General features: G+C 40.2%; 22 protein-coding genes. 8 read left to right on the forward strand and 14 right to left on the reverse strand.

Features of this window, described 5'->3' with window-relative positions; all coding sequences use genetic code 11:
- Window positions 1–394: 394 nt before the first annotated feature.
- Both DPX34_RS12535 and DPX34_RS12540 read right to left on the reverse strand, forming a co-directional pair.
- Window positions 395–2,116, reverse strand: coding sequence for a sensor histidine kinase (locus DPX34_RS12535; RefSeq protein ID WP_111978774.1), 1,722 nt, complete (start codon window positions 2,114–2,116; stop codon window positions 395–397).
- A gap of 15 nt (window positions 2,117–2,131) precedes the next feature.
- Window positions 2,132–2,689, reverse strand: coding sequence for a YfiR family protein (locus DPX34_RS12540; RefSeq protein ID WP_157964715.1), 558 nt, complete (start codon window positions 2,687–2,689; stop codon window positions 2,132–2,134).
- 181 nt (window positions 2,690–2,870) lie between these two features.
- On the opposite strand from DPX34_RS12540, the gene DPX34_RS12545 reads away from it, so the two are divergent.
- Both DPX34_RS12545 and DPX34_RS12550 read left to right on the forward strand, forming a co-directional pair.
- Complete coding sequence (locus DPX34_RS12545) at window positions 2,871–3,551, forward strand: DNA-3-methyladenine glycosylase I (protein WP_111978776.1); 681 nt, start codon at window positions 2,871–2,873, stop codon at window positions 3,549–3,551.
- A gap of 22 nt (window positions 3,552–3,573) precedes the next feature.
- The gene (locus tag DPX34_RS12550; protein ID WP_111978777.1) at window positions 3,574–4,356 is read left to right on the forward strand and encodes a class I SAM-dependent methyltransferase; all 783 of its coding nucleotides are present in this window, start codon (window positions 3,574–3,576) and stop codon (window positions 4,354–4,356) included.
- Between the two features lie 12 nt (window positions 4,357–4,368).
- Here the strand turns inward: DPX34_RS12550 and rsmD are convergent, their stop codons facing one another.
- Entirely contained in the window at window positions 4,369–4,956 is a 588-nt protein-coding gene (gene rsmD, locus DPX34_RS12555; protein WP_111978778.1) for a 16S rRNA (guanine(966)-N(2))-methyltransferase RsmD, read from the reverse strand.
- A gap of 335 nt (window positions 4,957–5,291) precedes the next feature.
- Between rsmD and ftsY the strand changes: the two genes are divergently transcribed.
- The 3 genes from ftsY to ftsX all read left to right on the forward strand — a co-directional run bounded on the left by ftsY (window position 5,292) and on the right by ftsX (window position 8,270).
- Window positions 5,292–6,512: a signal recognition particle-docking protein FtsY gene (gene ftsY, locus DPX34_RS12560; RefSeq protein ID WP_111978779.1), complete on the forward strand. Its 1,221-nt coding sequence runs from the start codon at window positions 5,292–5,294 to the stop codon at window positions 6,510–6,512.
- A 79-nt stretch (window positions 6,513–6,591) separates the two neighbouring features.
- A complete protein-coding gene (gene ftsE, locus DPX34_RS12565; protein ID WP_111978780.1) occupies window positions 6,592–7,284 on the forward strand; it encodes a cell division ATP-binding protein FtsE in 693 nt (230 codons plus the stop codon).
- The gene (gene ftsX, locus DPX34_RS12570; protein ID WP_111978781.1) at window positions 7,281–8,270 is read left to right on the forward strand and encodes a permease-like cell division protein FtsX; all 990 of its coding nucleotides are present in this window, start codon (window positions 7,281–7,283) and stop codon (window positions 8,268–8,270) included. Before ftsE ends, ftsX begins: the two co-directional genes overlap by 4 nt.
- An 85-nt stretch (window positions 8,271–8,355) precedes the next feature.
- On the opposite strand, the gene DPX34_RS12575 is transcribed toward ftsX, so the two are convergent.
- Window positions 8,356–9,591 carry an EAL and HDOD domain-containing protein gene (locus DPX34_RS12575; protein ID WP_111978782.1) on the reverse strand — a complete coding sequence of 412 codons (1,236 nt, stop codon included), beginning with the start codon at window positions 9,589–9,591 and terminating at the stop codon, window positions 8,356–8,358.
- A gap of 416 nt (window positions 9,592–10,007) precedes the next feature.
- Here DPX34_RS12575 and rpoH point away from each other — a divergent pair, with 416 nt between their 5' ends.
- Both rpoH and DPX34_RS12585 read left to right on the forward strand, forming a co-directional pair.
- Window positions 10,008–10,874 carry an RNA polymerase sigma factor RpoH gene (rpoH, locus tag DPX34_RS12580; RefSeq protein WP_111978783.1) on the forward strand — a complete coding sequence of 289 codons (867 nt, stop codon included), beginning with the start codon at window positions 10,008–10,010 and terminating at the stop codon, window positions 10,872–10,874.
- A 93-nt stretch (window positions 10,875–10,967) separates the two neighbouring features.
- Complete coding sequence (locus tag DPX34_RS12585) at window positions 10,968–11,228, forward strand: YkgJ family cysteine cluster protein (RefSeq protein ID WP_111978784.1); 261 nt, start codon at window positions 10,968–10,970, stop codon at window positions 11,226–11,228.
- A gap of 109 nt (window positions 11,229–11,337) precedes the next feature.
- Here the strand turns inward: DPX34_RS12585 and DPX34_RS12590 are convergent, their stop codons facing one another.
- From DPX34_RS12590 to DPX34_RS12635, 10 genes are all read right to left on the reverse strand, one after another.
- Window positions 11,338–13,425, reverse strand: coding sequence for an alpha-amylase family glycosyl hydrolase (locus DPX34_RS12590; RefSeq protein ID WP_232824727.1), 2,088 nt, complete (start codon window positions 13,423–13,425; stop codon window positions 11,338–11,340).
- 100 nt (window positions 13,426–13,525) lie between these two features.
- Window positions 13,526–14,473 (reverse strand): alpha/beta hydrolase, encoded by a 948-nt coding sequence (locus DPX34_RS12595; protein ID WP_198673702.1) that lies wholly within the window; start codon window positions 14,471–14,473, stop codon window positions 13,526–13,528.
- A gap of 135 nt (window positions 14,474–14,608) precedes the next feature.
- Window positions 14,609–15,325, reverse strand: coding sequence for a TetR/AcrR family transcriptional regulator (locus DPX34_RS12600; protein WP_111978786.1), 717 nt, complete (start codon window positions 15,323–15,325; stop codon window positions 14,609–14,611).
- A gap of 286 nt (window positions 15,326–15,611) precedes the next feature.
- Complete coding sequence (gene nagA / locus DPX34_RS12605; RefSeq protein ID WP_111978787.1) at window positions 15,612–16,733, reverse strand: N-acetylglucosamine-6-phosphate deacetylase; 1,122 nt, start codon at window positions 16,731–16,733, stop codon at window positions 15,612–15,614.
- 131 nt (window positions 16,734–16,864) lie between these two features.
- Window positions 16,865–17,863, reverse strand: coding sequence for a glucosamine-6-phosphate deaminase NagB-II (nagB-II, locus tag DPX34_RS12610; RefSeq protein ID WP_111978788.1), 999 nt, complete (start codon window positions 17,861–17,863; stop codon window positions 16,865–16,867).
- A 64-nt stretch (window positions 17,864–17,927) separates the two neighbouring features.
- A complete protein-coding gene (gene nagK / locus DPX34_RS12615; protein ID WP_111978789.1) occupies window positions 17,928–18,812 on the reverse strand; it encodes an N-acetylglucosamine kinase in 885 nt (294 codons plus the stop codon).
- Window positions 18,813–18,882: 70 nt separating this feature from the next.
- On the reverse strand, window positions 18,883–19,458 hold the full coding sequence (locus DPX34_RS12620; RefSeq protein ID WP_198673703.1) for a BON domain-containing protein: 576 nt from the start codon (window positions 19,456–19,458) through the stop codon (window positions 18,883–18,885).
- Between the two features lies 1 nt (window position 19,459).
- The gene (locus tag DPX34_RS12625; protein ID WP_111978791.1) at window positions 19,460–20,044 is read right to left on the reverse strand and encodes an SIS domain-containing protein; all 585 of its coding nucleotides are present in this window, start codon (window positions 20,042–20,044) and stop codon (window positions 19,460–19,462) included.
- Window positions 20,045–20,056: 12 nt separating this feature from the next.
- The gene (locus DPX34_RS12630; RefSeq protein WP_111978792.1) at window positions 20,057–20,455 is read right to left on the reverse strand and encodes a YraN family protein; all 399 of its coding nucleotides are present in this window, start codon (window positions 20,453–20,455) and stop codon (window positions 20,057–20,059) included.
- Window positions 20,421–22,256: a penicillin-binding protein activator gene (locus tag DPX34_RS12635; protein WP_111978793.1), complete on the reverse strand. Its 1,836-nt coding sequence runs from the start codon at window positions 22,254–22,256 to the stop codon at window positions 20,421–20,423. Before DPX34_RS12635 ends, DPX34_RS12630 begins: the two co-directional genes overlap by 35 nt.
- Window positions 22,257–22,781: 525 nt before the next feature.
- On the opposite strand from DPX34_RS12635, the gene rsmI reads away from it, so the two are divergent.
- The gene (gene rsmI, locus DPX34_RS12640) at window positions 22,782–23,615 is read left to right on the forward strand and encodes a 16S rRNA (cytidine(1402)-2'-O)-methyltransferase (protein ID WP_111978794.1); all 834 of its coding nucleotides are present in this window, start codon (window positions 22,782–22,784) and stop codon (window positions 23,613–23,615) included.
- Window positions 23,616–23,968 lie beyond the last annotated feature (353 nt).

Genomic DNA, 23,968 nt, shown 5'->3' on the forward strand with positions numbered 1-23,968 from the left:
TTTGTCAGCTGTCATTTTATTTCAGTTAAATTCAACACGGCTAACGCTAAACCTGTGGATAAGTCTGTTAATATATGCTTTATAGGGTTGTGTGTAACTTACAAGACAACAACGCAACTTGTTTTTAAGTGTTTGATTTATATGTTGTTTTTTGTTTTTTGAATATAGGTGAAATAGTAAAAAACTATTGTGGAAAATTAAAGAGGCTAGGGGGAACCTACATTTATGAGGGTGGGTAATTTACGCTTGTATCAAGTAAAAATCCAGCCCTAATTAACGAAAGCCTAACACCTTTAAATCTAACACCATAATAAAATGATATAAGCGAGGTTTTACTTGGCTTACAGCGTCATATTTTTTTGTGAGTATTGATTTTAAGTTGACTTAACGTGATCTAATCGGTTTTAGCTGGCTCTTTTTCTGCCGGCTTTTCAGCTGGTTTTTCGACCGGAGCTGCGGCTTTGCCTGAACGTGGCAGTGATAAAGTCGCGCGTGTATATTTATTTACTTTGCTTTCGAGCTTCAAGTTTCCGAATAGTTCGGATTCAACTCGTTGAAAACAGAGTTTTAAACCAACGGCTTTTTTACTGGCTCTACCTTGTTGTAAATCGGCGAGTAATCGGTCATCAATACCAGAGCCATTATCTTCTATTCTTAATGAAATATTTCCGGCGTCTGGCCCTTTAAAGGCTTCGAGCATGATCACGCCTTTATCTTTACGTTTTAAGCCATGGCGTATCGCGTTGATAATGAGATGTGACAAAATTAAACTTAATGTGCCCTTTTTAACTTTTAATTTTAAGTCCTCAGGAATGTTAAGAATAAATTTGTGTTCTTGGTCTCGTAGTTGTGGTTGAACCATCGAAATAATTTCTTCAATAAAAAACTTTAACACGATACGTTCAGATTCATTTTTATCTTGGTACTGGCAAATTTGAATAATGTTATAAAGGCTTTCATTGGCTTCCATTACATGGCGAGCGGATTTCTGACAAAGCTGAGCGGTATTATCAATAAATTGAGTGAGTTGGGTTTTTGTTATTTTTCCACTTTCTAATTTGCTTTTAAATACATGTGATACTTCTTCGAGCGAACTCATACCGGATACCGCTTGGCTTAATGGCACATTAATGTTAGCGGCTAATCTAGGCAATAATATGCCATTCATTGTATGTTCGGCACTTGATTCAAGTTTGGTTTGTGTATATTTCTTAAGTGATTCGCTGGCCTTTAATTTTTTAGTTGTACGTTGTAAGTTCAGCGTGGCTTTACCGCCTAAAAAGGCGAGCGCCATAATTAATAAAATGAGTACAACAGCGATAATTAAGCTTAAGTAAAAAACCTTATCAGCATAAGTTGTGATAACGCCTTCAGCAAAAGTGGGTTTGGGATAAATGAATACTTGCCATTGACCGATGTTATTCGCTCTTTTGAATTCGACTTTATCTGTGCGTTCAGAGCCAAACTTAAAGCTAAAATCGGTTGGTTTTTTATCGATCAATAATTGTACGCTGGCGTTAAAATCATCAGGTTGATAAAAATATTCAATGCCTGTTTGTAGCAAACTTAAGTTAACGAGCGACATTAAAATGACGTTGTTGCTTGCTTGTTTAAAACTTAAACTGAGCATGACATAGTGTTCATCGGTTGATAATTTGGGCAATGCTGTTAAATGGATTTGGTTTGGATGTTTTTCTGTATTATGCAACGCAAGGCGCAATTTATTGCGATCGCTTGATGATTGGTTGAGTTTATCTGCCGCTGATTCACCCCAAATAACATTGATCCGCTGTGAATCTAACGAGAATAAACTCAGCGCAATTTCATTATTCAGTTTACGTTTTTGTTGAAAGTGTGCGATGAGTTTTGCTTGTTGTTCAGGCGTAATATCAGGGTTTACGACTAATAACGCAGCAACTTGCTCTAACAGGGTGAATTCTTGATTGAGCGTGTCGGTTAAAAAATTAGCAAAAGGGGTTGCTTGGTACGTTACTCGTTCTAACCACGCTGAATGAGCTTGTGTTAACGCTTGCTTTTTAAGCCCTAATCCAGCGGCAAAACCGATCGCTAAAATAGCAAAGCTAAAGGTGATGGCAATGCCGTATATTTTATTCAAAATTTAATGTTCCCATTATCGAGCTTGTACATGGTTTAAGAGTATTGGGTCTACTGTCAGCAAACGTGCGTGCCTGAACTGAGTTGAAGCATATAACGTGGTTGTTTCGGGCCGTTCACCCATAAAGCTGAGCATCCCACCTTGCTCTATAAATAAATCACCGTGGCCTATCAATAGTATAGCGCGGCTATACGACAGTTCCGCCATTGCGGAAAAATTAAATTTACTGAGGATCGGATCGAAATAGAAAATATCGCAGGTGTTTTCTCGATCAAAACTGAGAGCGGTACGTATATCGGTGATAAAGTGGATGTTGATCGGGTGTTGCTTGCTGCGTAAGCCTTTTTGGGTTGCTAGCTTATGAGCAAGAGATTGGGTGTTGGCCGTGATTGCGCACATATTTAATGTGGTTTTATGGGATGCCGGCCAATCAATCATAAATAAAGCATGAAAAAGTAACTCGCTTTGTTTATGCGTGACTGCATCTAATTGCATGTTACGAGCATGACTATTAAACATAAAGCTCATAAAAGCCAAACTGGTTATTATTTTAAGCTTTAAACTCGTTTTCATGGTAAAAAAAGTTCCTGAAGCACGCTTCATTAAGCGGTATAATATGCATCCATTAAGCCCTTTGTCATTGATCCTTGGCTTTATAAACAACGTATAAGAATATATTTTACCTGATTAATCAGTAAGATGGTTTATCAGGTGTCGATATTTTATCAAAACATTTAAAACTTAACGGTCAAACATGGAACAATTTAAACATATTTTAGCTCGAGCTGCTGAGCGCAAAGGCGGTATAGATTCGGTGATGGCAAGAGTTTATCAGCCTCTACCCAACCACCAGCTTGCCGCGTTAACCGATGATCGTATTTTAGCTGAATTTAGCAAAAAAGTATTCCAATCCGGTTTTGTGTGGCGTGTTGTCGAGCAAAAGTGGCCAAATTTTGAAGACGTGTTTTTTCAATTTAATATTGAAAAAATCTTAATGATGCCTGATGAAATGTTAGAACGAAAAGCATCAGATCCTAAAATTATTCGTAACTTCAAAAAAATATTAACGATTAAAGAAAACGCTCACATGTTACATGCTATTGCGCTTGAACACGGCAGTGCGGCAACGTGGCTAGCACAATGGCCAGCGCAAAATATTGTTGAGCTGTGGCAATTTTTAAAAAAAGAAGGGGCTCGTTTAGGGGGTAATACCGGACCTTATGCATTAAGAGCGTTAGGCAAAGATACTTTTCTATTTAGTCGCGATGTAGAAGCTTATTTACGTGCATACAATTTAATAGAAGGCGGCTTAACGTCTAAGCGTACTTTAATGCAAGCTCAAACTTGTTTTAATGAATGGCAACAGCAAAGTGGTTTGTCTTTTCAAGAGATAAGCCAAATTATTGCATACAGCCAAGGCGATAATCATGTTTAACCTTTCTCGGAATGCAGCGTAAATGAAGTGTACTATTTTAGGCTCTGTTGATAATGCGCCAGCGGCATTATTAACCTTAGCTAAGCAATTTCAATTAGATTTTTCGCCAGAAAAAGCATTACCCTTTCAATTGATTTGGCAAGATAACGCCTTGAAGTTATTACAAACCGAAATTGAGAAACAAGGCCCTATATGGGTGGATTTTAGTAGTCCGCAATCTGAATATCGTCGCCTACAAGTGAGTATTAAAAAAGAAGCGATTGCTAAAGCCGTTGGTCTTAAAGCGGGTAAGCGACCACGCGTTTTAGACGCGACCGCCGGATTAGGCCGAGATGCATTTGTATTGGCCGCATTAGGCTGTGAAGTGGAACTGGTTGAGCGACACCCCGTTGTTGCGAGTTTATTGCATGATGGATTGAGGCGCGCGTTAATAGAGGCAAGTGTGAATGATGTTGCAAGCCGAATGACGTTGGTTCATCAAGCCTCGCTTGATTATTTAACGCAGGTCGCCAACCTTGAACACGACTTAAAGCCACAGGTTGTGTATTTAGACCCTATGTACCCGCACCCTGAGAATAAGAAAAAAGCCGCCGCCGTTAAAAAAGAAATGCGTTCTTTTCAGCATTTAGTTGGAGCTGACACTGATGCTGATCATTTATTAGACGCCGCGCTAGCGGCAGCGCAAGAACGAGTTGTTGTAAAAAGGCCTGATTACGCAGGCGTACTCGATGGCAAAAAACCGAGTCATGTTATTAGTGCTAAGAAAAATCGCTTTGATGTTTACGTTAAAGCCAAAGCCAACTAAAACCAATTTAAACTAATTAACCGATAGTAAGCGGTAACTGACTTCGCCGGCTGTTTTTTCTTTAAGCACTTGCCAGTTATCAGGCCAGATCACTTGTGTGAGGTTTTTTTCTACTTCTAAATAGATTAATGCGTTATTGGCAAGTTTGTTATTGTCGACCAATGCGCTAATTGTTTGAGCGGCCAAACCACAGTTGAAAGGTGGATCAATAAAGACTAAGTCAAACTGCTGTGCGGTTTGATGTAAAAAGGTTAAGCAGTCTTGATTTTCTACTTTGATTTGAGCGCTCGATAAACTTTGAATATTTTTATTGAGCTGTTGAGCGGTACTTTTATGCTTTTCAATTAAAGTGACCGATTGCGCCCCACGGGATAAGGCTTCAATACCCAAAGAGCCGGACCCAGCATAACAATCTAATACATTTCGATCTGCCACTTTAAACATTAGCCAATTGAATACGGTTTCTTTTACTCGGTCAGTCGTTGGGCGCAAACCTTGAGCGTCTAGCACCGGTAATTTTTTACCTTTCCATAAACCCGCAATTATTCGAATAAAGCCAGTGGTGGTTGAACGATTGGTCTTGTTATTTTTTTTACGCATAAGTGGGAATTTTTTTGTCTGATCTACCTTACATGATACCATAGCCGCCATAATTGCAATATAGCTTCTATTCTCGTTATATAGTCAAAGCGATCGGGTTTAGGGGAAGCCGTCAAAGCTACCGCGTCCTGCTCTCGCCCCTTACCTGCATCCATGCAGGCAAGCTTCGAGACGCCATGAGCATATGCTCTACTATGGGATTGGGTCGAGTAAGCGCTGACAATGAACCATAAAACCTGAGCGAGAAGACTATAAATTCAATTTTTATTTATCACTATGTTGCGGATTTTTATTATTCCACAAATTCAAAATATTAAAGTATAGGCATCAGCACAATGTCAAAAAAGAAAGGTTTTTTCGGTTGGTTTGGCCGAAATGAAGAACAAGAAAAAGCTCAAGAACAACTCGTTGAGTCCACCCAAGAAACAACAGTAGAAACGGATGAGCAAGCAAAAGAGGCTACGGAATTGCCAGTTGATTCAACTATTCGTTCGGCAAAAACCGTTGAGTTTGATGCTCCCGTCGCAAAAGATATTAAAGAGCCAGAGCCAGAGCCAGAGCCAGAGCCAGAGCCAGAGCCAGAGCCAGAGCCAGAGCCAGAGCCAGAGCCAGAGCCAGAGCCAGAGCCAGAAGAGCCTAAGGGTATTCTGGCACGCTTAAAGCAAAGTTTAGCACGCACGCGTTCGTCACTAGGTTCTGGGTTTAGTAGCCTATTTAAAGGCAAAAAAATAGATGATGAGCTCTTTGAAGATCTAGAATCTCAGTTATTAATGGCGGATGTGGGTATTGAAACCACGTTAAAAATAATTGATGAAGTGCAAACCAATGCGAGCCGCAAAGCGTTAAAAGATGCCGAAGCGTTGTCTGATATCTTGAAGCAACACATGGGGAATATTTTAGCTGAAGTTGATCAGCCGCTTGTGGTTGAAAATCCAGATGGTCCTTTTGTTATTTTAATGGTCGGTGTTAATGGTGTTGGTAAAACCACAACCATAGGTAAAATGGCTAAGCAATTTCAAGCACAAGGGAAGTCAGTGATGCTTGCCGCGGGCGATACATTCCGAGCTGCGGCGGTTGAGCAACTTGAAGTATGGGGAGAGCGTAATAATATTCCTGTGGTTGCCCAGCATACAGGGGCTGATAGTGCTTCTGTGTTATTTGATGCCTTAGAATCGGCTAAAGCTAAAAACGTTGATGTATTGATTGCCGATACGGCAGGACGTTTACAAAATAAAGCGCACCTGATGGAAGAATTGAAAAAAGTCGTCCGGGTGATGAAAAAAATTGACCCCAATACCCCGCATGAAGTGATGTTGGTTATAGATGCTGCGACGGGTCAAAATGCGGTCAGTCAAGCTCGCTTATTTAAAGAAGCTGTTGGCTTAACGGGGATCACGTTAACCAAGCTAGATGGAACGGCCAAAGGTGGTGTCATTTTCGCGATTGCTGATCAGTTTAAAGTGCCGATCCGTTATATTGGTATGGGCGAAGGTATTGATGACTTACGTGCCTTTAACAGTAAAGATTTTACTGACGCCTTATTTGATCAAGTATAAGCACATTGCGCAGCCCTTTGAATTAGATCAGAATAGGGTACTTTTTAAGCTAATCATTTTATAATAACAGTGTAGCCTTATGATCAGATTGGATGATGTTTCAAAAACGTACGCGGGTGGGCATCAAGCGTTACAAAAAGTTAATTTTCACCTCGAAGCCGGTGAAATGGCTTTTTTAACTGGGCATTCTGGCGCGGGTAAGAGTACGTTATTAAAGCTTATCTCGTTAATGGAACGTCCTTCTGCTGGTCAAGTGTGGATCAATAAACACAATATTACGACGGTTGCCCGTAAACATATTCCTTTTATTCGCCGTGATATCGGCATGATTTTTCAAAACTATCGTTTACTGCAAGAAAAAACCGTATTCGATAATGTCGCCTTACCCATGATTATAGCGGCTTGTTATTCACCCAAAGAAATTCGACGTCGTGTACATGCGGCACTGGATAAAGTGGGGTTGCTCGATAAAGAACGATATTTTCCTAAAATGTTATCGGGTGGTGAACAGCAACGCGTAGGTATTGCTCGTGCTGTGGTAACCAAGCCTCCTATATTGTTAGCTGATGAACCGACGGGTAATCTTGACCCTAAATTATCACTCGAAATTATTAAGTTGTTTGAAGAGTTTAACCAAGTGGGTGTGAGTGTTCTAATTGCCACGCATGATTTGGGCTTAATTGCGCGCATGAAATACCGCAGTTTAACGCTTAAGCAAGGCCGTATGATCAACGATGGGTTAGCGCATGTGGAGAGCGAGGAAGTACGATGAGTTTTTTATTTAAAGACCGACTCTCTCGAGGTGCGCATACGCAAAAAACGAGCTTTTATCAGCGAATTGTTGGCGCTATTACCGGTGTGTTTCGTCAATGGTTAGCTTCACTCGGTGAAATTTGGCGCGACCCTATTCCTTCTATTTTGACTATTGCTGTTTTAGGTGTCAGCCTTACCTTGCCCGCGACGCTTTATGTTGTGGTAAAAAATGCAGAATCGGTTAAAGGCAATTGGGATTCAGCTTCAGAGATTTCGTTATTTTTTCAAACGGATATTTCACAAAAACAAGTTCAACGGACAGTCAAAGAAATTGAATTAATGACGCAAGTGCAAAAAGTCGAGTTTATATCGAGTAAACAAGCGCTTGCCGAATTCGAGAGCTTGTCTGGATTTGGTGAAGCTTTACAGTATTTAGATGATAACCCTTTACCTGATGTTTTGCTGGTTACGCCGCAAGCCACTCATTCCTCTCCTACTTTTGCCGCTGAATTATTAGAAGAATTAGAAAGCTTAAACGAAATTGAATTTGGCAAGCTTGATATTGAATGGTTACGTCGTTTAGAAGCGGTTGTTAAGCTTATAAATGATGCGTTGACGAGTTTAGCGCTCTTATTGGTTGTTTCTGTGGTATTGATTGTTGGTAATACGATCCGTTTATCAATTATTAACCAACGCGAGCAAATTGAAGTGTTAAAGCTGGTGGGAGCCACCGATGCCTTTATTCATCGTCCCTTTTTATTTACCGGGGTGTGGTATGGCTTTTTTGGCGGTGTGATAGCTTGGATCGCAATCGAGCTCATGCTCATGTGGATTTCATTAGCGATTGAGCATTTAGCGCAACTTTACCAAGCTGACTTTTCACTTCAAGGTTTAGGGGCGAGCGATATGCTTTATTTATTAGCCATTAGCATGGGCTTAGGGCTATTAGGCTCTTGGTGGGTTGTTAATCGTCAAATTAAACTCATTGAACCTCAAACGACATAAAAGTAAGCGGTTCTTTTCATACTTCTGCTTCAAGGTGCTTGATAATAACAAGCACGTTAATTTAGCCGCTGAGTTGTTCAACTCTTTAAGCGGCTTCTTCACCGGCATTGTTTTGAGTGATGGAGTTAGCCCAAGTCACTGCTTCAATATAAATACGACTGATTTCATCGGTGTCTAAATCTAACCTATCGGCATGCTCTTCCATTTCTTGCCAATTAGCACGTTCATAATCGAGTGCAAGTTGTAAATATTCACCTAATTTACCTTGGCCTGTAATAAGTGCTTCTTTTATCTCGTCCAACACCGGTAAATTTTTTAATAAACTTAACATATCTTCATCAAGCATCGCATCAACAAGAGAGAACATACCGGTTAAGAATGCGGTTGGTGGATTTTCAGCTTCGTGCATTAAGTTGGCGACTTGACCACAAAATCGGGCTCTAGCCACTGAAAGCGCCACTAATTCACTGGGCTTTTCATCATTTAAGTTAGCTAAAGCTAGCAACGCAATAAATTTTTTCAGTTCGGCTTCGCCCATATAAATTAAGGCATGTTTAAGCGAGCCTATTTTTTGTGAGCGACCAAAGGCGGAACTGTTTATAAAACGTAATAATTTATATGAAAGGGCGACGTCGCGTTCGATGATATTAGCTATTTTTTCTAAATCTAACTTAATACTGCATGATTCACTAATCAATTGTAGTAAGTTTAGTTTACTGCTCGATAATGCTTTTTTCTTTAGTATCTCGGGGCGAGCAAAATAATAACCCTGGAATAAAGTAAAGCCCAACGTTCTTAGTTGTTCAAATTGTTCGCGGGTCTCGACTTTTTCAGCGAGTAAAGTAACGCCAAAACCGGCAATACGCCTTACGTACTTCGATATTTGCAAGATATTAAATTGTAATACATCAACTTTAATAATATCGATATAAGGTAAAAAAATATCCCATTTAGGATCAAAGTCATGATCATCTAATGCTAACCGGTAACCTTGTTTTTTGATATGACGGCAGGCATCTAGCAGTTCGGAACTAATGGGTACGGTTTCTAGTATTTCAATAACCGTGGTATCGGGATCTAAAGACGTTGGAAAGCGGTTTAATAGCGTGTCTTCAAAAAAATTGATAAAGACATCTTTGCCGCCCGTCAGGGTTTCAAGTCCCGTCATTAAATGATTCTGCGCCAAAATTTTTGAAGTGGCTTGATCAGGGCACATATTAAGTGGAAAGCTGTTGTCTACGCCATCACGAAATAATAATTCATAAGCGTGAACGTCTGAATTTATATCTAATATAGCTTGCCTTGCGACATATGTTTCCATAATACGATCCAACCATTTGAAATATCTTAAGTGTATTGCTGAACGGTATCACTGTTTACGTGGTTCAGCGTAACGAGGTTATATTAAGATGTATTAATAATTCGTTAACTAACAAAAATATAATTTTACGATGTAAAACTCACTATCTTGTTAATGTCTTGTAATTAAAATGTAGCACTTTGTGGGTTGCAGTGGAATATATTATTTGTTGTTTTGGGTTAATAACATTAATTTAATCTAAAGTAGGGCTTATTATGCGATAAGCTGAATTTATTTGATGAATAACCTGATAATTGCGACAAAATTATTAGAATTCAACCCGACAGAGTGCTAGATTCTTTGCAAGTGATTTGCTAGAGTGCTAGCAAGTAATTTTTATCGTAATACAATTGTAGTTATCTAATAAGGAGTTCTGCATGACATTCAAAACCACTGGTACGGCTTTAGCTATTGTACCTCAGGTCGGCAGCTTAGATTCTTACATCCAAGGGGTTAATAGCATCCCTGTTTTAAGTGTAGATGAAGAACGCAGCCTCGCAATTGATTTGGTTGAAAATGAAAACATAGAAGCCGCTCAGCGCTTGATTATGTCGCATTTACGTTTTGTCGTACATGTCGCGAAAAGCTATTCAGGTTATGGTTTGCCACAAGCTGATTTAATTCAAGAAGGCAATGTTGGTTTAATGAAAGCGGTTAAACGTTTTGACCCAAGTGTTGGCGTACGTCTTGTTTCGTTTGCTGTACATTGGATCAAAGCTGAGATCCATGAATATGTTCTTAAAAACTGGCGCATTGTTAAAGTTGCAACGACAAAAGCACAGCGAAAACTGTTTTTTAATCTGCGTAAGTCTAAAAAACGTTTAGGTTGGTTTAGCCATGATGAAGTTCAAGCGGTTGCCGCTGATTTAGGTGTTTCATCATCTGATGTGCTTGAAATGGAATCACGCATGAGTAGCCAAGATCAAACATTTGATTTACCTGTTGATAATGACGATGGCTCGGCTGCATTTGCTCCGGCGCAATATTTAGAAGATTCAGCATCGGATTTAGCGGAAGGTGTTTCTGGCGCACAATGGCAAAATCAAGCTAATACACGTTTATTTAGCGCCATTAAAACATTAGATGAACGTAGCCAAGATATTATATCGGCTCGTTGGTTAGATGATGGCAGTAAAATGACACTGCAAGATTTAGCGGCAAAATATAATGTGTCGGCTGAGCGCGTTCGTCAATTAGAAAAAAATGCCATGAAAAAAATACGCAGCACGATGGGTGAGTTATAAACCTATCTAAAAAAATTAGCGTGTTTAATCAAAGCCGAGTTTAATCACTCGGCTTTTTTGTTTTTATATTTTGTAATAAAGAAGAAGGTTTAAATGGAATGTCGCTTACATTGTGGCGCTTGTTGTATTGCCCCTTCAATTAATACACCAATACCCGGTATGCCAAACGGTAAGCCTGCTGGCGTGCGCTGTATACAATTAGATGATGATAACCTTTGTAAAATATTTAATCAGCCTGAGCGGCCCGCGTTGTGCTCATTATTTAAAGCCGAAGCGGCTATTTGTGGTGAGACCAGAGAAGCGGCTTTACAGATCATTACGGATTTAGAAAACGCCACTCAACCCCATTCATAATCATACACTTTTCATTTTAATTTATAGATTAACGCATATAAAAAAACCAGCCGTTTAAGGCTGGTTTTTTAAATTAAGACCTCGGTCTTAATTCTTCTGTTGGTACGGTTTATTGATTAACGACAAAAGAATGTACTGTTTCTGATTCATCATTTTTAAAGTTAGTGGCTGTCGTCCGTACACTTAATTTTGTTCCATTAGGTAACGCATGAACATCAAACTGTACGGTTAACGGTAATGTATTATCAAAAGAGACTTTTTGATATTCACCCCCATCAATGCTTAACTCGGTGGTGAGTTCGAACACCGGAACGGGGTTTGAAGCCGCATCGGCTAAGGTGTAGCCTAACTGCACATCGCCTGCTATTTTTTCTGGTATATCGGTTAGTGTTAATGCGCCTAAACGACTTGGTTTAATCGGGGTTTTAGCTTTTAATATACGATAACTCATTGCGGGTACGTTTACATTAACATGACTATTATTAGCCATCACCTTTTGCTGACTAATCACGTCGGTATAACTCGCTGTTGTTGCGGCTAAATTAATCGATTTAGCTTGTTCAGCTGTATTAAACACGACTAAGTATTCAACCGGGTCATTGAGTTCGACACGTGAAAACGCGTAAATACCAGGGCCATCGGTTGTGGTTGCACGAGTGTGTAACACCCCATGACGTAAAGCTGAGTGTGCTTTATAGGTTTTAGCCAAATCAGCAAAATACAGATATAAAGGATGAGATTGATTAAAGTTGTCATCGGCGGGGGTTTGATCACTGCCAACTAAATCTTCGTTAACAAATTCAGGTACTTTTGACGGCATCATATCTTGGCGCGACGCCATATCGCCACCTGTACCACCAAAACCTTGTTCATCACCGTAATAAACAACCGGAATACCTCGAGCAAAATAGGTTAGCGCATGGGCTAGTTTAATTTTGTCTAATTTTTGTTGCTCGGTTAAATTACGTTTTGAGTTACTTAAAAAGTGAGTAAAGCGCCCCATATCATGGTTACCGATAAAGTTTAGATTTAAATCTGCACTGCTATCGCCATCGTTATAGAGATCATCGTTGTCAAACAAGGTTTGAAGTTTATCGGTGCCGGTTTCGTTAACGAATACATCGTATACTGCACCTTGAAAGCCAAAATCTAAGATAGCGGGCATTTTTCCATCGGTTGTATAATGGCTTAATACATGCGGGTTGCCATCGTAAACTTCACCAAACACATGGAAGTTTGGCATGCCTAACGATTTTGCGTGTTCGATGATTGCAGGGGTAAACTCTGCCCAAAATTCGGTATTAACATGTTTGACTGTATCAACGCGAAAACCATCAGGCCGCAATTCTTCGATGATATTTTTAAAGATATCGATCATGCCTTTAACCACTTCTGGGTTGTCGGTATCAACGTCATCTAAACCAGCGAAGTCGCCATACACTGAGTTTTCACCTTGCCAAGTACTATCACCTTGATTGTGATAATACTTAGGGTCATTAAGCCATTCTGGGACTTTTATATTTTTTGATGCTTCAGGTACAACGATAGTATATTTATCACCATTCTTAACTTGCTCTAAACTTTTATACGGACAAGGCCCTGTATCTAACGACCAGCGGTCGCCTTTCTCGCCATGGCACTCAACAAACTTAATAACATCGGCTGTATGGTTGGTAATAATGTCGAAGTAAATCTTTATGCCACGTTCATGTGCGGCTGCAATTAAGTTTTTTAAATCTTGATTGGTGCCTAAATGCGGGTCTATTTCAGTAAAATCGAGTACCCAATAGCCATGATAACCGGTTATTTCACCTTGCACTGCTTGGTTACGCAAAATAGGCGTCATCCAAATTGCGGTAATCCCCATCTCATCGAGGTAAGGTATTTTTTCTTGTAACCCCATCATGTCGCCGCCGTGGAAATGGCTTTTTTTGCTGGGATCAAAACCACCATACGATACTGGCGTTTTAGGATCGCCCATGTCATTGGTTTTATCGCCATTATAAAAACGATCAGGCATAACAAAGTAAAAAATATCATCGCGTACATCACGATTAACAGGGTCTTTGTATATGTCGCTTGTTGTTTTAGCGGTTTCATTTTCTGATTGGCTGCTTGTGCAAGCACAAAGTGCTAAAGCTAAGCTTGAAGCTAGCAATGCACGGGTAAATGTAGTGCGATTGATATTAATTGTCATGTATCACCAAATATATTTAGGTTAACGAATTGTTAATTAGCTTAACTATAAACAAAGATAGGTAGCTTGGCTTTGTTCTGCAAACGTATGCATAGATAATTTATTTACGATTTAATAAAAAGCGCAGTGGAATGGGTAAACGAGCGCGCCAATCTTTTTCGCTGTGGTCAGCTTTAGCAAAAACACTTGAGTGCCAGTTATGGCCGATTTTATAGCCTTTATTTTGCATTATTTTATCGATTGCTTTTTGAGTGGGTGAATAAAGCGCATCAACGCCTTCAGTGCCATGGTCAAAATAAATTTTATGTCGTCCGGCTTGCGGTAAATGCTGTGCGAAATAATCAATAAAAGCCTGTGGTACGGGGTTATTACTCATGGTATGTACGCCGGGCCAATGAGTTGATAAACACGCCGCGCCACCAAATACGTCAGGGTATTTTGTTAGAGCATAAATTGAAATGAGCGCGCCCATACTTGAACCCATAATAAAGGTGTGCTCGAGAGTGGGCTGAGTCGCGTATTCTCTATCAATATAAGGTTTAAGCTCGTCGACTAAAAATTGTAAATAGTGATCTGATTGTATTTTGGCTTGAAAGAAAGGGTTATGCTCATCACGCTTTGCTTGATAAACACGTTGGCGGTTTTCGGTTGATAGCTGCTCAAAAGGTGCTTGAGGAAAGTATTCTGCATGCCTTAAATGATGACCGCCATTATCAATACCCACCACAATAAAAGGGGCTGTTTGTGATTCTTTCATTAGTTGATGGGCTGTTTCATCGACACCCCATTCTTGATTGTTCCAGGTACTTAATTCATCAAACAGCATTTGACCGTCTTGCATGTATATCACATCAAAACGCACGCCTGCGGCCTGAAGCGCACGATAGTTATCTGGCAACCAAATTCGGATAGTCCGTTTGTTGATGAATTTTGATGGAAAGCTTTCTAGGGTAATCAGTTCACCTTGCGTCACCGACATGGCCGCAACCTGATTGAAGAATGAGAAAAAGGACGCAAATAAAAAGAATTGTGAATAGTTTTTTAACATGTTAATGCCAAGGTAGTTTGGTATTAAAACTACCTTAGCGTATTCATGTTTTAATTACGCTAGTCTGCATTCGTATTCACATTGGATTTGCGTGAAATTTTGATTAAATGCGTCTAGGCACAAGGGTATAAGTGATTAATTAAATAACTTTCCGAGTTTCCAAAAACCATTTTTGGCCGTTGTTTGCTCTAAGTAACCACACCATAGTTGGCCTAAAGAAAGTTGCGATTCTTCACTAAATTCAGGTTTTAATACTTTTAAACTCGGTGCGCTCAGGATCCTTTCAACCTTTTCTGGCGGTGTCGATATTTGCCAAATGCCCAATAACATTGCATAGCTGCGCACTAATAATTGACTGCACGTTTCGTGATCGTCTATACCTAGTTTCGCTGCAAGTTCTTGGGCTGTTGTTTTTACCATTTGTGCCATTCTGTTTTTGTAACCCATCAAAATTTTGATATCAACGTTTTGCTCAATTACAGAATGACTTAAGCTGGCTAAACGGAAAAATTGTGGCTGCTGCTCGATATAATGACAAATAGCATTAATGATCTGGTCTGCATCTGGCTTCTCTGAAACGATGGCTTGTGTAATATCGGCATACCAGTTACGAAAATGTTGTTCTAGCAAGGCTAAAAATATTTCTTCTTTGCTTTTAAAGTATAAATAGACAGTGCCTTTGGCTATGCCTGATTGAGTTGCTATTGCTGCTGCGGTGGGAAGTACATCGGGTTCGGCATCAAATAACTGTCCTGCCGTCATGAGAATAAGCTCACGTTTTTGCTCTTTATCTTTAGCAGAACGGGCTCGTTTACTTTTTTCTATAGGGGGCGGTGTCGCTTCAGCTAGCATGATAATATCCTTATTGTTAAAACATTTGATTGCTAATTAAACCATAGCTTAATTACACTATTTTGCCATGAGTATTAGCATTAATTGCGTGTTTGTTGACTGCCTATTTTGTACTCAAATCAGTTGAGCATTATTCAATATCAATATTTTATTTCGTATAAAAATTAAGCTATAGGATGCGCGTGCATATTGCAAGGCACTCATTATAAACATTTGATATGACAACTTAGCGAAAAGAGATAAGCCCCTGTTTATTATCTCTTTAAATAACTTATAATATTTGCGTTTAAACTTGTTTTATACCGTTAATGTAGCGTTGTGTTATTTCATAATCATGATTAAAAACAACAAAATCGGCTTGATGGCCGATGGTTAGTTTGCCTCGTTTTTGACTTAAACCAAGAAAATTAGCGGGGTAGGTCGAGGCCATCCGCAGGGCTTGTGCTAAAGGTAAATTAAGCGTTTCGACGCAATATTTTACCGCGCCTATCATGTCTAAAACTGAACCGGCTAATACACCTTCAACTGTGGTTAATTTACTGCCTTCACGCACCACTTTTCCGCCAAAAAAATCAAAATGTGTTTTATCGGTACCGACAGGCGACATGGCATCGGTGACGAGCATTATTTTTTCGGCTTTGCTTTTTAACGCTAATTGAGCTGAAGCCGGGTGAACATGATGTCCATCCATAATAATGCCACACCAAGAATCGGCATGCAGCAAAGCAGCACCTGTCATACCGGGTTCGCGTGATTGCAAAGGTGACATTGCATTAAATAAATGAGTAAATCCCGTTGCCCCGGCCTCTAAAGCGGCCATTGTTGTTGCATAATCTGCATTTGAATGCCCGAGGCACACTTTAACATTGGCAGTGACGAGCTTTTTTATATCGGCTGGTGACACATTTTCAGGTGCAACCGTAACGATTTTAATGCCTAAATCATTACGCTCGTATACTTGCATTTCAGCTGAGCTGAGAGGGCGAATATATTGGCTAGCATGCACTCCTCGTTTAGGTTGAGATAGATGTGGCCCTTCAAAATGAATGCCTAGAATTCCAGGTAATTGGGTTTTAATTGCTTTCGCGACTGTATCTGCCGCCGCCTCTATCACGCTTAATTGATCCGTAATTAAAGTAGGCAGCATGCCCGTTGTTCCCAATGAGCCATGAGCTTGCATCATCGCTTTAAGTGTGGCGATGCATGGGGCATGATTAAAGAGTTTTCCGCCACCCCCATTTACTTGCACATCAATAAACCCGGCTGTCACCGTGCCTAATAGGGCGATTGCATTTTTATGTGGCTCGCCACCTAGTTGGCTAATTTTTCCATTGGTCACTGAAAAGGCAAGGTGATGATGGAAGTGATCACCATCAAATAATGTTTCTGCAATGTAGTGTGTCGACATATTAACCATGTTTTTGTTATTTTAGCGCTTAGTCATTGTTTTAAAGCGTTCGGGGTATAACTAACGCACAAAACAGGCCAAGTTAATATTCTGCTTTGATTTTTTTGATCATGCTGTCTTAAATCATGAAGCTATAGTGTTTTTGTCATTTTTTGAATACCAGGTGGGTTATCTGGATCAATTCCACGGCTTTTTGCTATGAGAGCAACATCTAAATAAAAGCGTTGTAAAAAAATTAAAGGGGCGAGCCGATCAGGTACTTTTAATACCGGTTGCTCTATAGGTGTTATCACTAACCCTTGTTCGGTAAACTCATGCATTTGATTTCGATGATTTTTAAAGGCTTCGTCACGCAACATAATACTAAAAATAGTGAGCTCTTGCTCTGCCATACGAATGCCGCCATGAAGAAATTCGGCCGAGCTAAAAGGTTCAGCGTGGATCCCACAAATTCCCATCAATTTCATCGTGATTTCGCGAGCAACGGCATAACCAAAACCTCGGCCTAATACCGCACAGTGTTTTATATTGGCTACTTTTTCAGGTAACAACATTGGAGGTGCATCAATGGCTTGTTGCAGTAAGTCAGGTAATGCATTAAGCGATTGAATCAAGGCTTTATTATGTGACCATTTCGCTGCTAATTGAATCAGTGCGCTCATGGTCATCAATAAGGTTTTGGTTGCGCCTATTGCATTTTGCTTGCCTGCTTTTAAGGGTAAAAGCACATCACATAATTCACATAACGGTGAATTTTCGTCATTGATTAACCCGACGGTATAAGCGCCTGCGCGTTTAGCCATTTTGGCTTGTTCTAACACATCGGCACTGCGACCTGATTGGCTAATGAGTAAAACCAATGCACCTTGTAGTTTGACTGTTTTGCCATAAACCGTTGAAACAGAAGGCGTTGCACTAACGACTGGAATACCGGTTTCGGTTTCAAATAAATATTTAGCAAAATAACCTGCGTGATCTGACGAGCCGCGGCCCACGATATAGATAAATTTAGGCGAGACTAAACGCAGATGAGAGCCGAGTTTGTCGGTGGTGTGATCATTCTCTTCTAATTGTAGCGCGATCCGACTAGGGACTTCACGCGCTTCTTGTTCTAATAAAGATTGAATCATTGAATTACCTAATAACGTTATTGTCGGTGTTTGATGATGCTCAAGTCACTTGAGCATCAAGCGCTTAACGTTGTTTTAGTTTATGTTGTGCAAATAAAATGCAGCCATCTGTCGGTTGTCCTAACGCAGGTAATGTTTTTTCACGAATATCTTGGTCTAACCAATCTTGCATTAAATGCGCTAGCCCTCCTAAAATAGATAAGCGAGGAGGGTTTGTAGCCAATAATTTACGCGCTAATGCACTAATGTAGTGCCCGCCATCACGTAAAATGCTTTGTGCAACGGCATCATCTAATGTCGCAGCTTGAAAAACTAAAGGCGCTAACTGACCATATGCCGCGGGTGGTGCTTTGGTTAAACGTTCTATGATGGCGTAGGGATCACTCACGTTAAGCTTGTTGAGAATGAGTTCACTGAGCTGTGTTGGTGCTGCAATGCCGTCAAACGCTTCTAATACATGCTGAACTGCCGTTAACCCTATCCATGCGCCTGACCCTTTATCGCCTAAACCAAAACCATGTCCGCCGAACATCAGTGTTTGATCGTCAATAAGTGATACGCCACATGACCCTGTGCCAATAATGATGGCTGAACCATGTAATGCATTATGCGCGCCATAACAGGCGGTATGTAAATCGGTTGTGAGATGAAAGTCTTGAAAAGGGTGCGCCCAATCTTGCATGATGGCAAAATATTTGGGCAAATTAACGCCCGCCAAACCCGCACCGACAACTAGGTTAGCTAATTGGCTTCTGGGTAAGTTGGCTTGATGTAATGCACTTTGAGCTGCGCTAATAATGGCGGCTTGGGCTGCTTCTATACCATGAACAGGGTTAGCAGGACCGGCGATACCGGTCGCTATTATTTTTTGTTGTTCTGCGCAGAAAAGTACAGCTTTGCATTTAGTGCCGCCCCCATCAATGCCTAAGATTAAAGGGTAATCAGTCACTCATTGTATTCCTGATTGATAACATCACAAGTGTTTAGCGATCCGTTAAGTTAAGGTTTTTATTATATTGTTATTGTACTTTTATGAGTTCAAATACATCTATAACACGTTTAACACTGTTGGTATTGCGTGTTAAATTGATGGCTTCTTTAGCTTCAGCATCATTAACTAAGCCCATTAAAAAAACTTCACCATCTTCTGTGTACACTTTGATATGTGAACCATCTAAATTTTTAGCGGTGAGTAACTTACTTTTGATTTTAGAGGTGATCCAAACGTCATCAGAATGAACATCTAAGCCGACAGGCTTTTTGATTCTAATTTCGTTAAATACCGTGCGTACACCAGTTTGTTCGTGCACAAGCTCTTCAACTTTTAAACTTAAATGACGAGAGGGGGCCTGACCGACAATTAACACTTGGCGGTTGTAACTCACAAAAGAAACATTAACGACTTTATGTAATTCAACGGTTTCACCTAATCGATTGTTTAATTTAAATTCGATCTCTTCATCTTCTACCTGCGCACCTAATGAGCGTCTGTCGTGTGCTGTCGAAACCGCACTCACAGCACCTGCAACAACTAAAGCGGCGCAACCTTGCAGTAACAAGCAACTGATTAAAATGAATACGACATGCTTTTTCATGTTAGCTTCCTGGAAATAAAGTATTAACAATGGCATCGCACAAGCAGTGCGCTATGAGCTGTTGCACTTCAACAATACGTGTGGCTTTGTTTGCCGGAATTTTAATTTCGATATCGTTTGCACTGATTAAACCCGCGACTTCTCCGCCTTCATCTCCCGTGATCGCGATAATGATCATATCGCTGGCAACCGCCGTTTCCATGGTGCGAGTTAAAACCGGGTTATTGGCATCACTCGCAACCACTACCAGAACATCGCCAGGTTGCGCCATGATTTTAAGTTGCTCGGCATAGAGATACTCGGCTTGATTTGAACCTGCCGATACCGACATTTGCGTGTTGTTGCCCTGCAGTAATATAGCCGGTAAACTTGGTCGAGCGGCACCTATTGGATGAACAAACATTGAGGTAAATGCCGCGGCGACTCCATAAGCGATACCATCTCCACAACAGATAACCTTGCCATCTTGTAATAAACATTGCACGATTGTTTGAGCGGCATGTTCAATCACATCGGCGAGCATATCAGCTGCCACTATTTTGCTTTGTATACTTTCAGTAAAACTTTGTTTGATGAGTTCTTGCATAAATTAGTTATCTTAAAACGCGTTTTTGATCCAGTTAATATCTTTGCTATTACCGTCGAAAGCGACAATATCAAAACGAAAATATGTGTGTTGGCTATTTAAGCCTTGTTGCTTGCAATACTGTTGTGCTGCAGAGCGTAACCTTTTTTGTTTTGTTGGTGTAACACTGGCGGCCGCTGAGCCATGGCTTTTACTTTTTCGATATCTGACTTCAACAAAGACTAACGTATTGTTGTCGCGGGCAATAATATCGATCTCTCCGCCTTTTGCATTAAAATTTTGTGTCACAATCACTAAGCCACACTGCTTTAAGTGTTGCTTTGCTTTGTGCTCATAATAAGCGCCACTTGCTCGAGTCGTGATTGACTCAATTGCATTATCGAATAGATTTAAATTCGACAATTTTTTCATTGCTATATTGGGCCCAACTCAGCTGTCGGTTAACGACACCTTCGGGGGTAATGCTAAGTTCGCCACTTAAACCTTTATGTTCAAAGCTCGGAAACACCCGCATTTGTGCTAAATGTGGGATCAATTTAAAGGCATCAAACCCCAATGCAAAAAGGCGAGTTGTATTGTCATCGTTGCCTTGCCATAACGTTTGCATTTCTTGGGCGAGAGCTTGCTGTTGCTTACGACTTGGTAATAACCAAGGCATTTCACTAAATTTAACTCCATTTAAATCTTTTAAATCGGCAATGCTTAAGTTCGTACTAAAACCACTGGATGTTGTAAACAGTGGTGCCGGAGTAGCAAAAGGAGCTGTGTTAATATCAATATAGGGTTTTAAAATTTTGACCTGGCCAATATTCCCGTAAATATAGATAACGTCGATATCTTGGCGATTACGTGCGTCAGCGTTGAAATTACTTGGGTTACCAAATAGAGATTTAAGCGTTTTAATACGTTTATGGCTACTCGCTGTGTCGAGCAAAGCCTCAACGGTTGTTTTCATTTCTTGGGTGTTTTTAAAATAGGCAACTTCGGGCGTTATATCTGCTTTTTCAGTGTAAGTTTTGGCAAATGTTTCAGCCACACGTCTGCCATAGGCATTATTGGCGGCAATTACAATAGGGGCTTTATAGCCCAGTTCTGCTAATTTATCTGCCGCTTGAATCGCTTCGCCTTCGGGTGACAAGCTAAACGTAAATTGCTGCTGCGTTAATGTTAAATCATCTGTTTGATTGAGCAACAAAACAGGAATGTCGACAAAGCGCTCTGTCACTTTGCTAATATTATGTTTAAGCAAAGGGCCGATAATGAAATCCGTTTCGAGTTCAAGGGTTGAAAAATCAGTTGTTTCAGAATCTAAAAATGTCAACTCGTGTAATCGCAATAAATTTTGTGGGTCGTAATTAGCCGCCAATATACCTTGTTGTACTGACTGTCCTTGACGTGAAAATTTACCACTTAGTGGTAAAAAGACAGTCACGCGATACGGTTTATAAGGTTCAATTTGCAAAGCCAATTGCAAAGCATTTGGCAATTGTTCTGCGGCTGGATGCGCCGGATATTGAGCTTGCCAGTGTCTTATATTGACTAGCATATCAGCCGGTGTGTTGGCATAAATTCGCGTTATATTTAATAAACGTAGCCAACCCGATAGTTCAAATTCGGTAATGTCTTGGAAATTTTTTAAGGCTGCTTTTTCTAATAAATTGAGTTGTTGCCAAATGTTTTCGTTAATCGGAGAGTGTGTTTCGGGCGAGGTATGATTTTTTAACGTAATGAGTGCGCGTATCGCCGTTAAGGTATTTTTACTGGCGATTGCCGATTGGGCTTTTATTTGAGCGCTGCGCAATTCAAAGTTTTTTATAATGGGTAAATCAAGCGCAATGTTGTAGCTCAACTGGGGTTGTTGCAGTCCAAGTAAAGCTTCGGCTTTGAATAACTTAAACTGCTGTTGCATATAAGGCGTTAATAATGTGCTGTCGAGCTGATTAAGTAAGCTTTGTGCTTTGGTGTAATTTTGTTCTTGAACCCATAAATCGGCAGCGCGGGTATACCAAAGGGTTGATTGCGCGAGCGATGTTGCTTCTGCCGCGCGTTGTATATAATCATCAGCAGTGAGCACTTTTTTGCGCTTAGGTGCTTCTTTAATGGAAGGCTTAGCAATTTCGACTTTAGGAACTACCGGTTTTGGTGTGCCACCACAGGCTAGCAGCAGGCTGCTACAAGCCATAATATAAAGCCAACGGTGAAATGATTTCATGCTTTGATTCGTCCTTGGACTATTTGTTGTTATACATTGTTATTTTGCGTAGTCGTATTTATGCGTAACCACCTTACGTACAATAACTAAACAAAATACTAAGCAAAAAACAATGTTAAATATACCCAAGCCACTTGGGTATAAAAAGCAATTGATGAATGAGCGCGTTCATTCGGCATCGATAAATCTAACCTTGGCGTAGTATACCCAAATTGAAATTAACCTAAACCTGATTCGACTATTTCTTATTGAAAAAATCATGAAAAGTAATAACCCAACTGTGTCTATCGGCTTGCGCTGCCCTTTGGGTTCAATCCAAAATGTTTTGCTCTTTGTTATTGGCTTGTGACGTAGAACCACTATGCCATCAAGCCAATGCCGCGATCAAAACGCTTTGAAATTGAACAAAATCTATACGACAAAGATAAACACGCCCTAAGTCAACTGGGGTATAAATTCGCATCTTGCTCGATAACGGGTATAATCAGCGCTCTTTAATCGCAATCAAAAACAATGAGTTAAATAATGGCCGACAGTGGTATTTTATATGTGGTAGCAACGCCCATTGGCAACTTGGGTGATATAACGGCACGCGCGTTAGAGGTGTTAACCGAGGTTGATGTGGTGGCATCAGAAGATACACGTGTCGCGCGTAAATTATTTAACCGTTACGAAATCGAAACCCCGCTTATTGCATATCATGATCATAACGAAGCCGAGCAAAGTGTAAAATTAATTAAACGTTTGCAAGGTGGTGATTCAATCGCGTTAATTTCGGATGCGGGTACGCCTTTAATTAATGATCCTGGGTATGTGATTGTAAAAAATTGCCAAGCGGCTGGTATCAAAGTTGTGCCTATTCCGGGGGCCAGTGCTGTTATTACGGCTTTATGTGCTGCCGGTGTTGCAACAGACCAATTTTATTACGGTGGTTTTTTACCCGCTAAAACGAAAGCCCGCTGCGATATATTAGCCGGCTTGCTTGAGCGTGAATATTGCAGTGTTTATTACGAATCGACACACCGAATACTCGCAAGTTTGAACGATATTCAAGCTACATTGGGTACAGAGCGCCATATCGTTATTGCGCGCGAATTAACTAAAACCTTTGAAACCATTAAAGGTGGGCCAGTGGGTGATATTATTGAATGGATCACCGCCGATCACCATCAACAAAAAGGCGAGTTTGTCGTGATTATTTCGGGTGCACCTAAAGTCAGTGCCCTAGATGATAAATCGAAAGCATTATTAGTGACGTTGTTAGCGCACTTACCACCTAAAGTAGCCGCCGGTATTGTGGCGGATACGTTTGGCCTGAAGAAAAAAGAGGTTTATCAATTTGGTTTGAGCTTGTCTTAACCTATACCTATACCTATACCTATACCTATACCTAAGCCACTTGGGTATATTGATTCAATCGCTGCAGCATACACTTTTGCTGCAGTCTGATCCTAAATTCATTGCAAAATACGTAGTCAGAACCTCTCGGCGATACACCTCTCTTATCTTTTTTTTGCACTATTCCTGCTGTTTACATCGCTAATATTTATCACCTTTTAACGTTGTTAACCTGTTGTACATCCTGTTAACTGTTTATTAAAGACGCTGATATTATTATAGTGTTAACCGATTTTATCTTAATGAATTTGGTAATGGCTTTCATATAATTGAATATTTAAATATAATTTAATGTTTTTATACTCAGATAAGCT

The organism is Algibacillus agarilyticus (assembly GCF_003286125.1).
Lineage (GTDB): Bacteria > Pseudomonadota > Gammaproteobacteria > Enterobacterales > Alteromonadaceae > Algibacillus > Algibacillus agarilyticus.

Excerpts from the sequence above, each read along its gene's own strand:
- DPX34_RS12540 (WP_157964715.1), bottom strand. The coding sequence starts at position 2,689 with ATGAAAACGAGTTTAAAGCTTAAAATAATAACCAGTTTGGCTTTTATG.
- DPX34_RS12545 (WP_111978776.1), top strand. The coding sequence starts at position 2,871 with ATGGAACAATTTAAACATATTTTAGCTCGAGCTGCTGAGCGCAAAGGC.
- DPX34_RS12550 (WP_111978777.1), top strand. The coding sequence starts at position 3,574 with ATGAAGTGTACTATTTTAGGCTCTGTTGATAATGCGCCAGCGGCATTA.
- rsmD (WP_111978778.1), bottom strand. The coding sequence starts at position 4,956 with ATGCGTAAAAAAAATAACAAGACCAATCGTTCAACCACCACTGGCTTT.
- ftsY (WP_111978779.1), top strand. The coding sequence starts at position 5,292 with ATGTCAAAAAAGAAAGGTTTTTTCGGTTGGTTTGGCCGAAATGAAGAA.
- ftsE (WP_111978780.1), top strand. The coding sequence starts at position 6,592 with ATGATCAGATTGGATGATGTTTCAAAAACGTACGCGGGTGGGCATCAA.
- ftsX (WP_111978781.1), top strand. The coding sequence starts at position 7,281 with ATGAGTTTTTTATTTAAAGACCGACTCTCTCGAGGTGCGCATACGCAA.
- DPX34_RS12575 (WP_111978782.1), bottom strand. The coding sequence starts at position 9,591 with ATGGAAACATATGTCGCAAGGCAAGCTATATTAGATATAAATTCAGAC.
- rpoH (WP_111978783.1), top strand. The coding sequence starts at position 10,008 with ATGACATTCAAAACCACTGGTACGGCTTTAGCTATTGTACCTCAGGTC.
- DPX34_RS12585 (WP_111978784.1), top strand. The coding sequence starts at position 10,968 with ATGGAATGTCGCTTACATTGTGGCGCTTGTTGTATTGCCCCTTCAATT.
- DPX34_RS12590 (WP_232824727.1), bottom strand. The coding sequence starts at position 13,425 with ATGACAATTAATATCAATCGCACTACATTTACCCGTGCATTGCTAGCT.
- DPX34_RS12595 (WP_198673702.1), bottom strand. The coding sequence starts at position 14,473 with ATGTTAAAAAACTATTCACAATTCTTTTTATTTGCGTCCTTTTTCTCA.
- DPX34_RS12600 (WP_111978786.1), bottom strand. The coding sequence starts at position 15,325 with ATGCTAGCTGAAGCGACACCGCCCCCTATAGAAAAAAGTAAACGAGCC.
- nagA (WP_111978787.1), bottom strand. The coding sequence starts at position 16,733 with ATGTCGACACACTACATTGCAGAAACATTATTTGATGGTGATCACTTC.
- nagB-II (WP_111978788.1), bottom strand. The coding sequence starts at position 17,863 with ATGATTCAATCTTTATTAGAACAAGAAGCGCGTGAAGTCCCTAGTCGG.
- DPX34_RS12620 (WP_198673703.1), bottom strand. The coding sequence starts at position 19,458 with ATGAAAAAGCATGTCGTATTCATTTTAATCAGTTGCTTGTTACTGCAA.
- DPX34_RS12625 (WP_111978791.1), bottom strand. The coding sequence starts at position 20,044 with ATGCAAGAACTCATCAAACAAAGTTTTACTGAAAGTATACAAAGCAAA.
- DPX34_RS12630 (WP_111978792.1), bottom strand. The coding sequence starts at position 20,455 with ATGAAAAAATTGTCGAATTTAAATCTATTCGATAATGCAATTGAGTCA.
- DPX34_RS12635 (WP_111978793.1), bottom strand. The coding sequence starts at position 22,256 with ATGAAATCATTTCACCGTTGGCTTTATATTATGGCTTGTAGCAGCCTG.
- rsmI (WP_111978794.1), top strand. The coding sequence starts at position 22,782 with ATGGCCGACAGTGGTATTTTATATGTGGTAGCAACGCCCATTGGCAAC.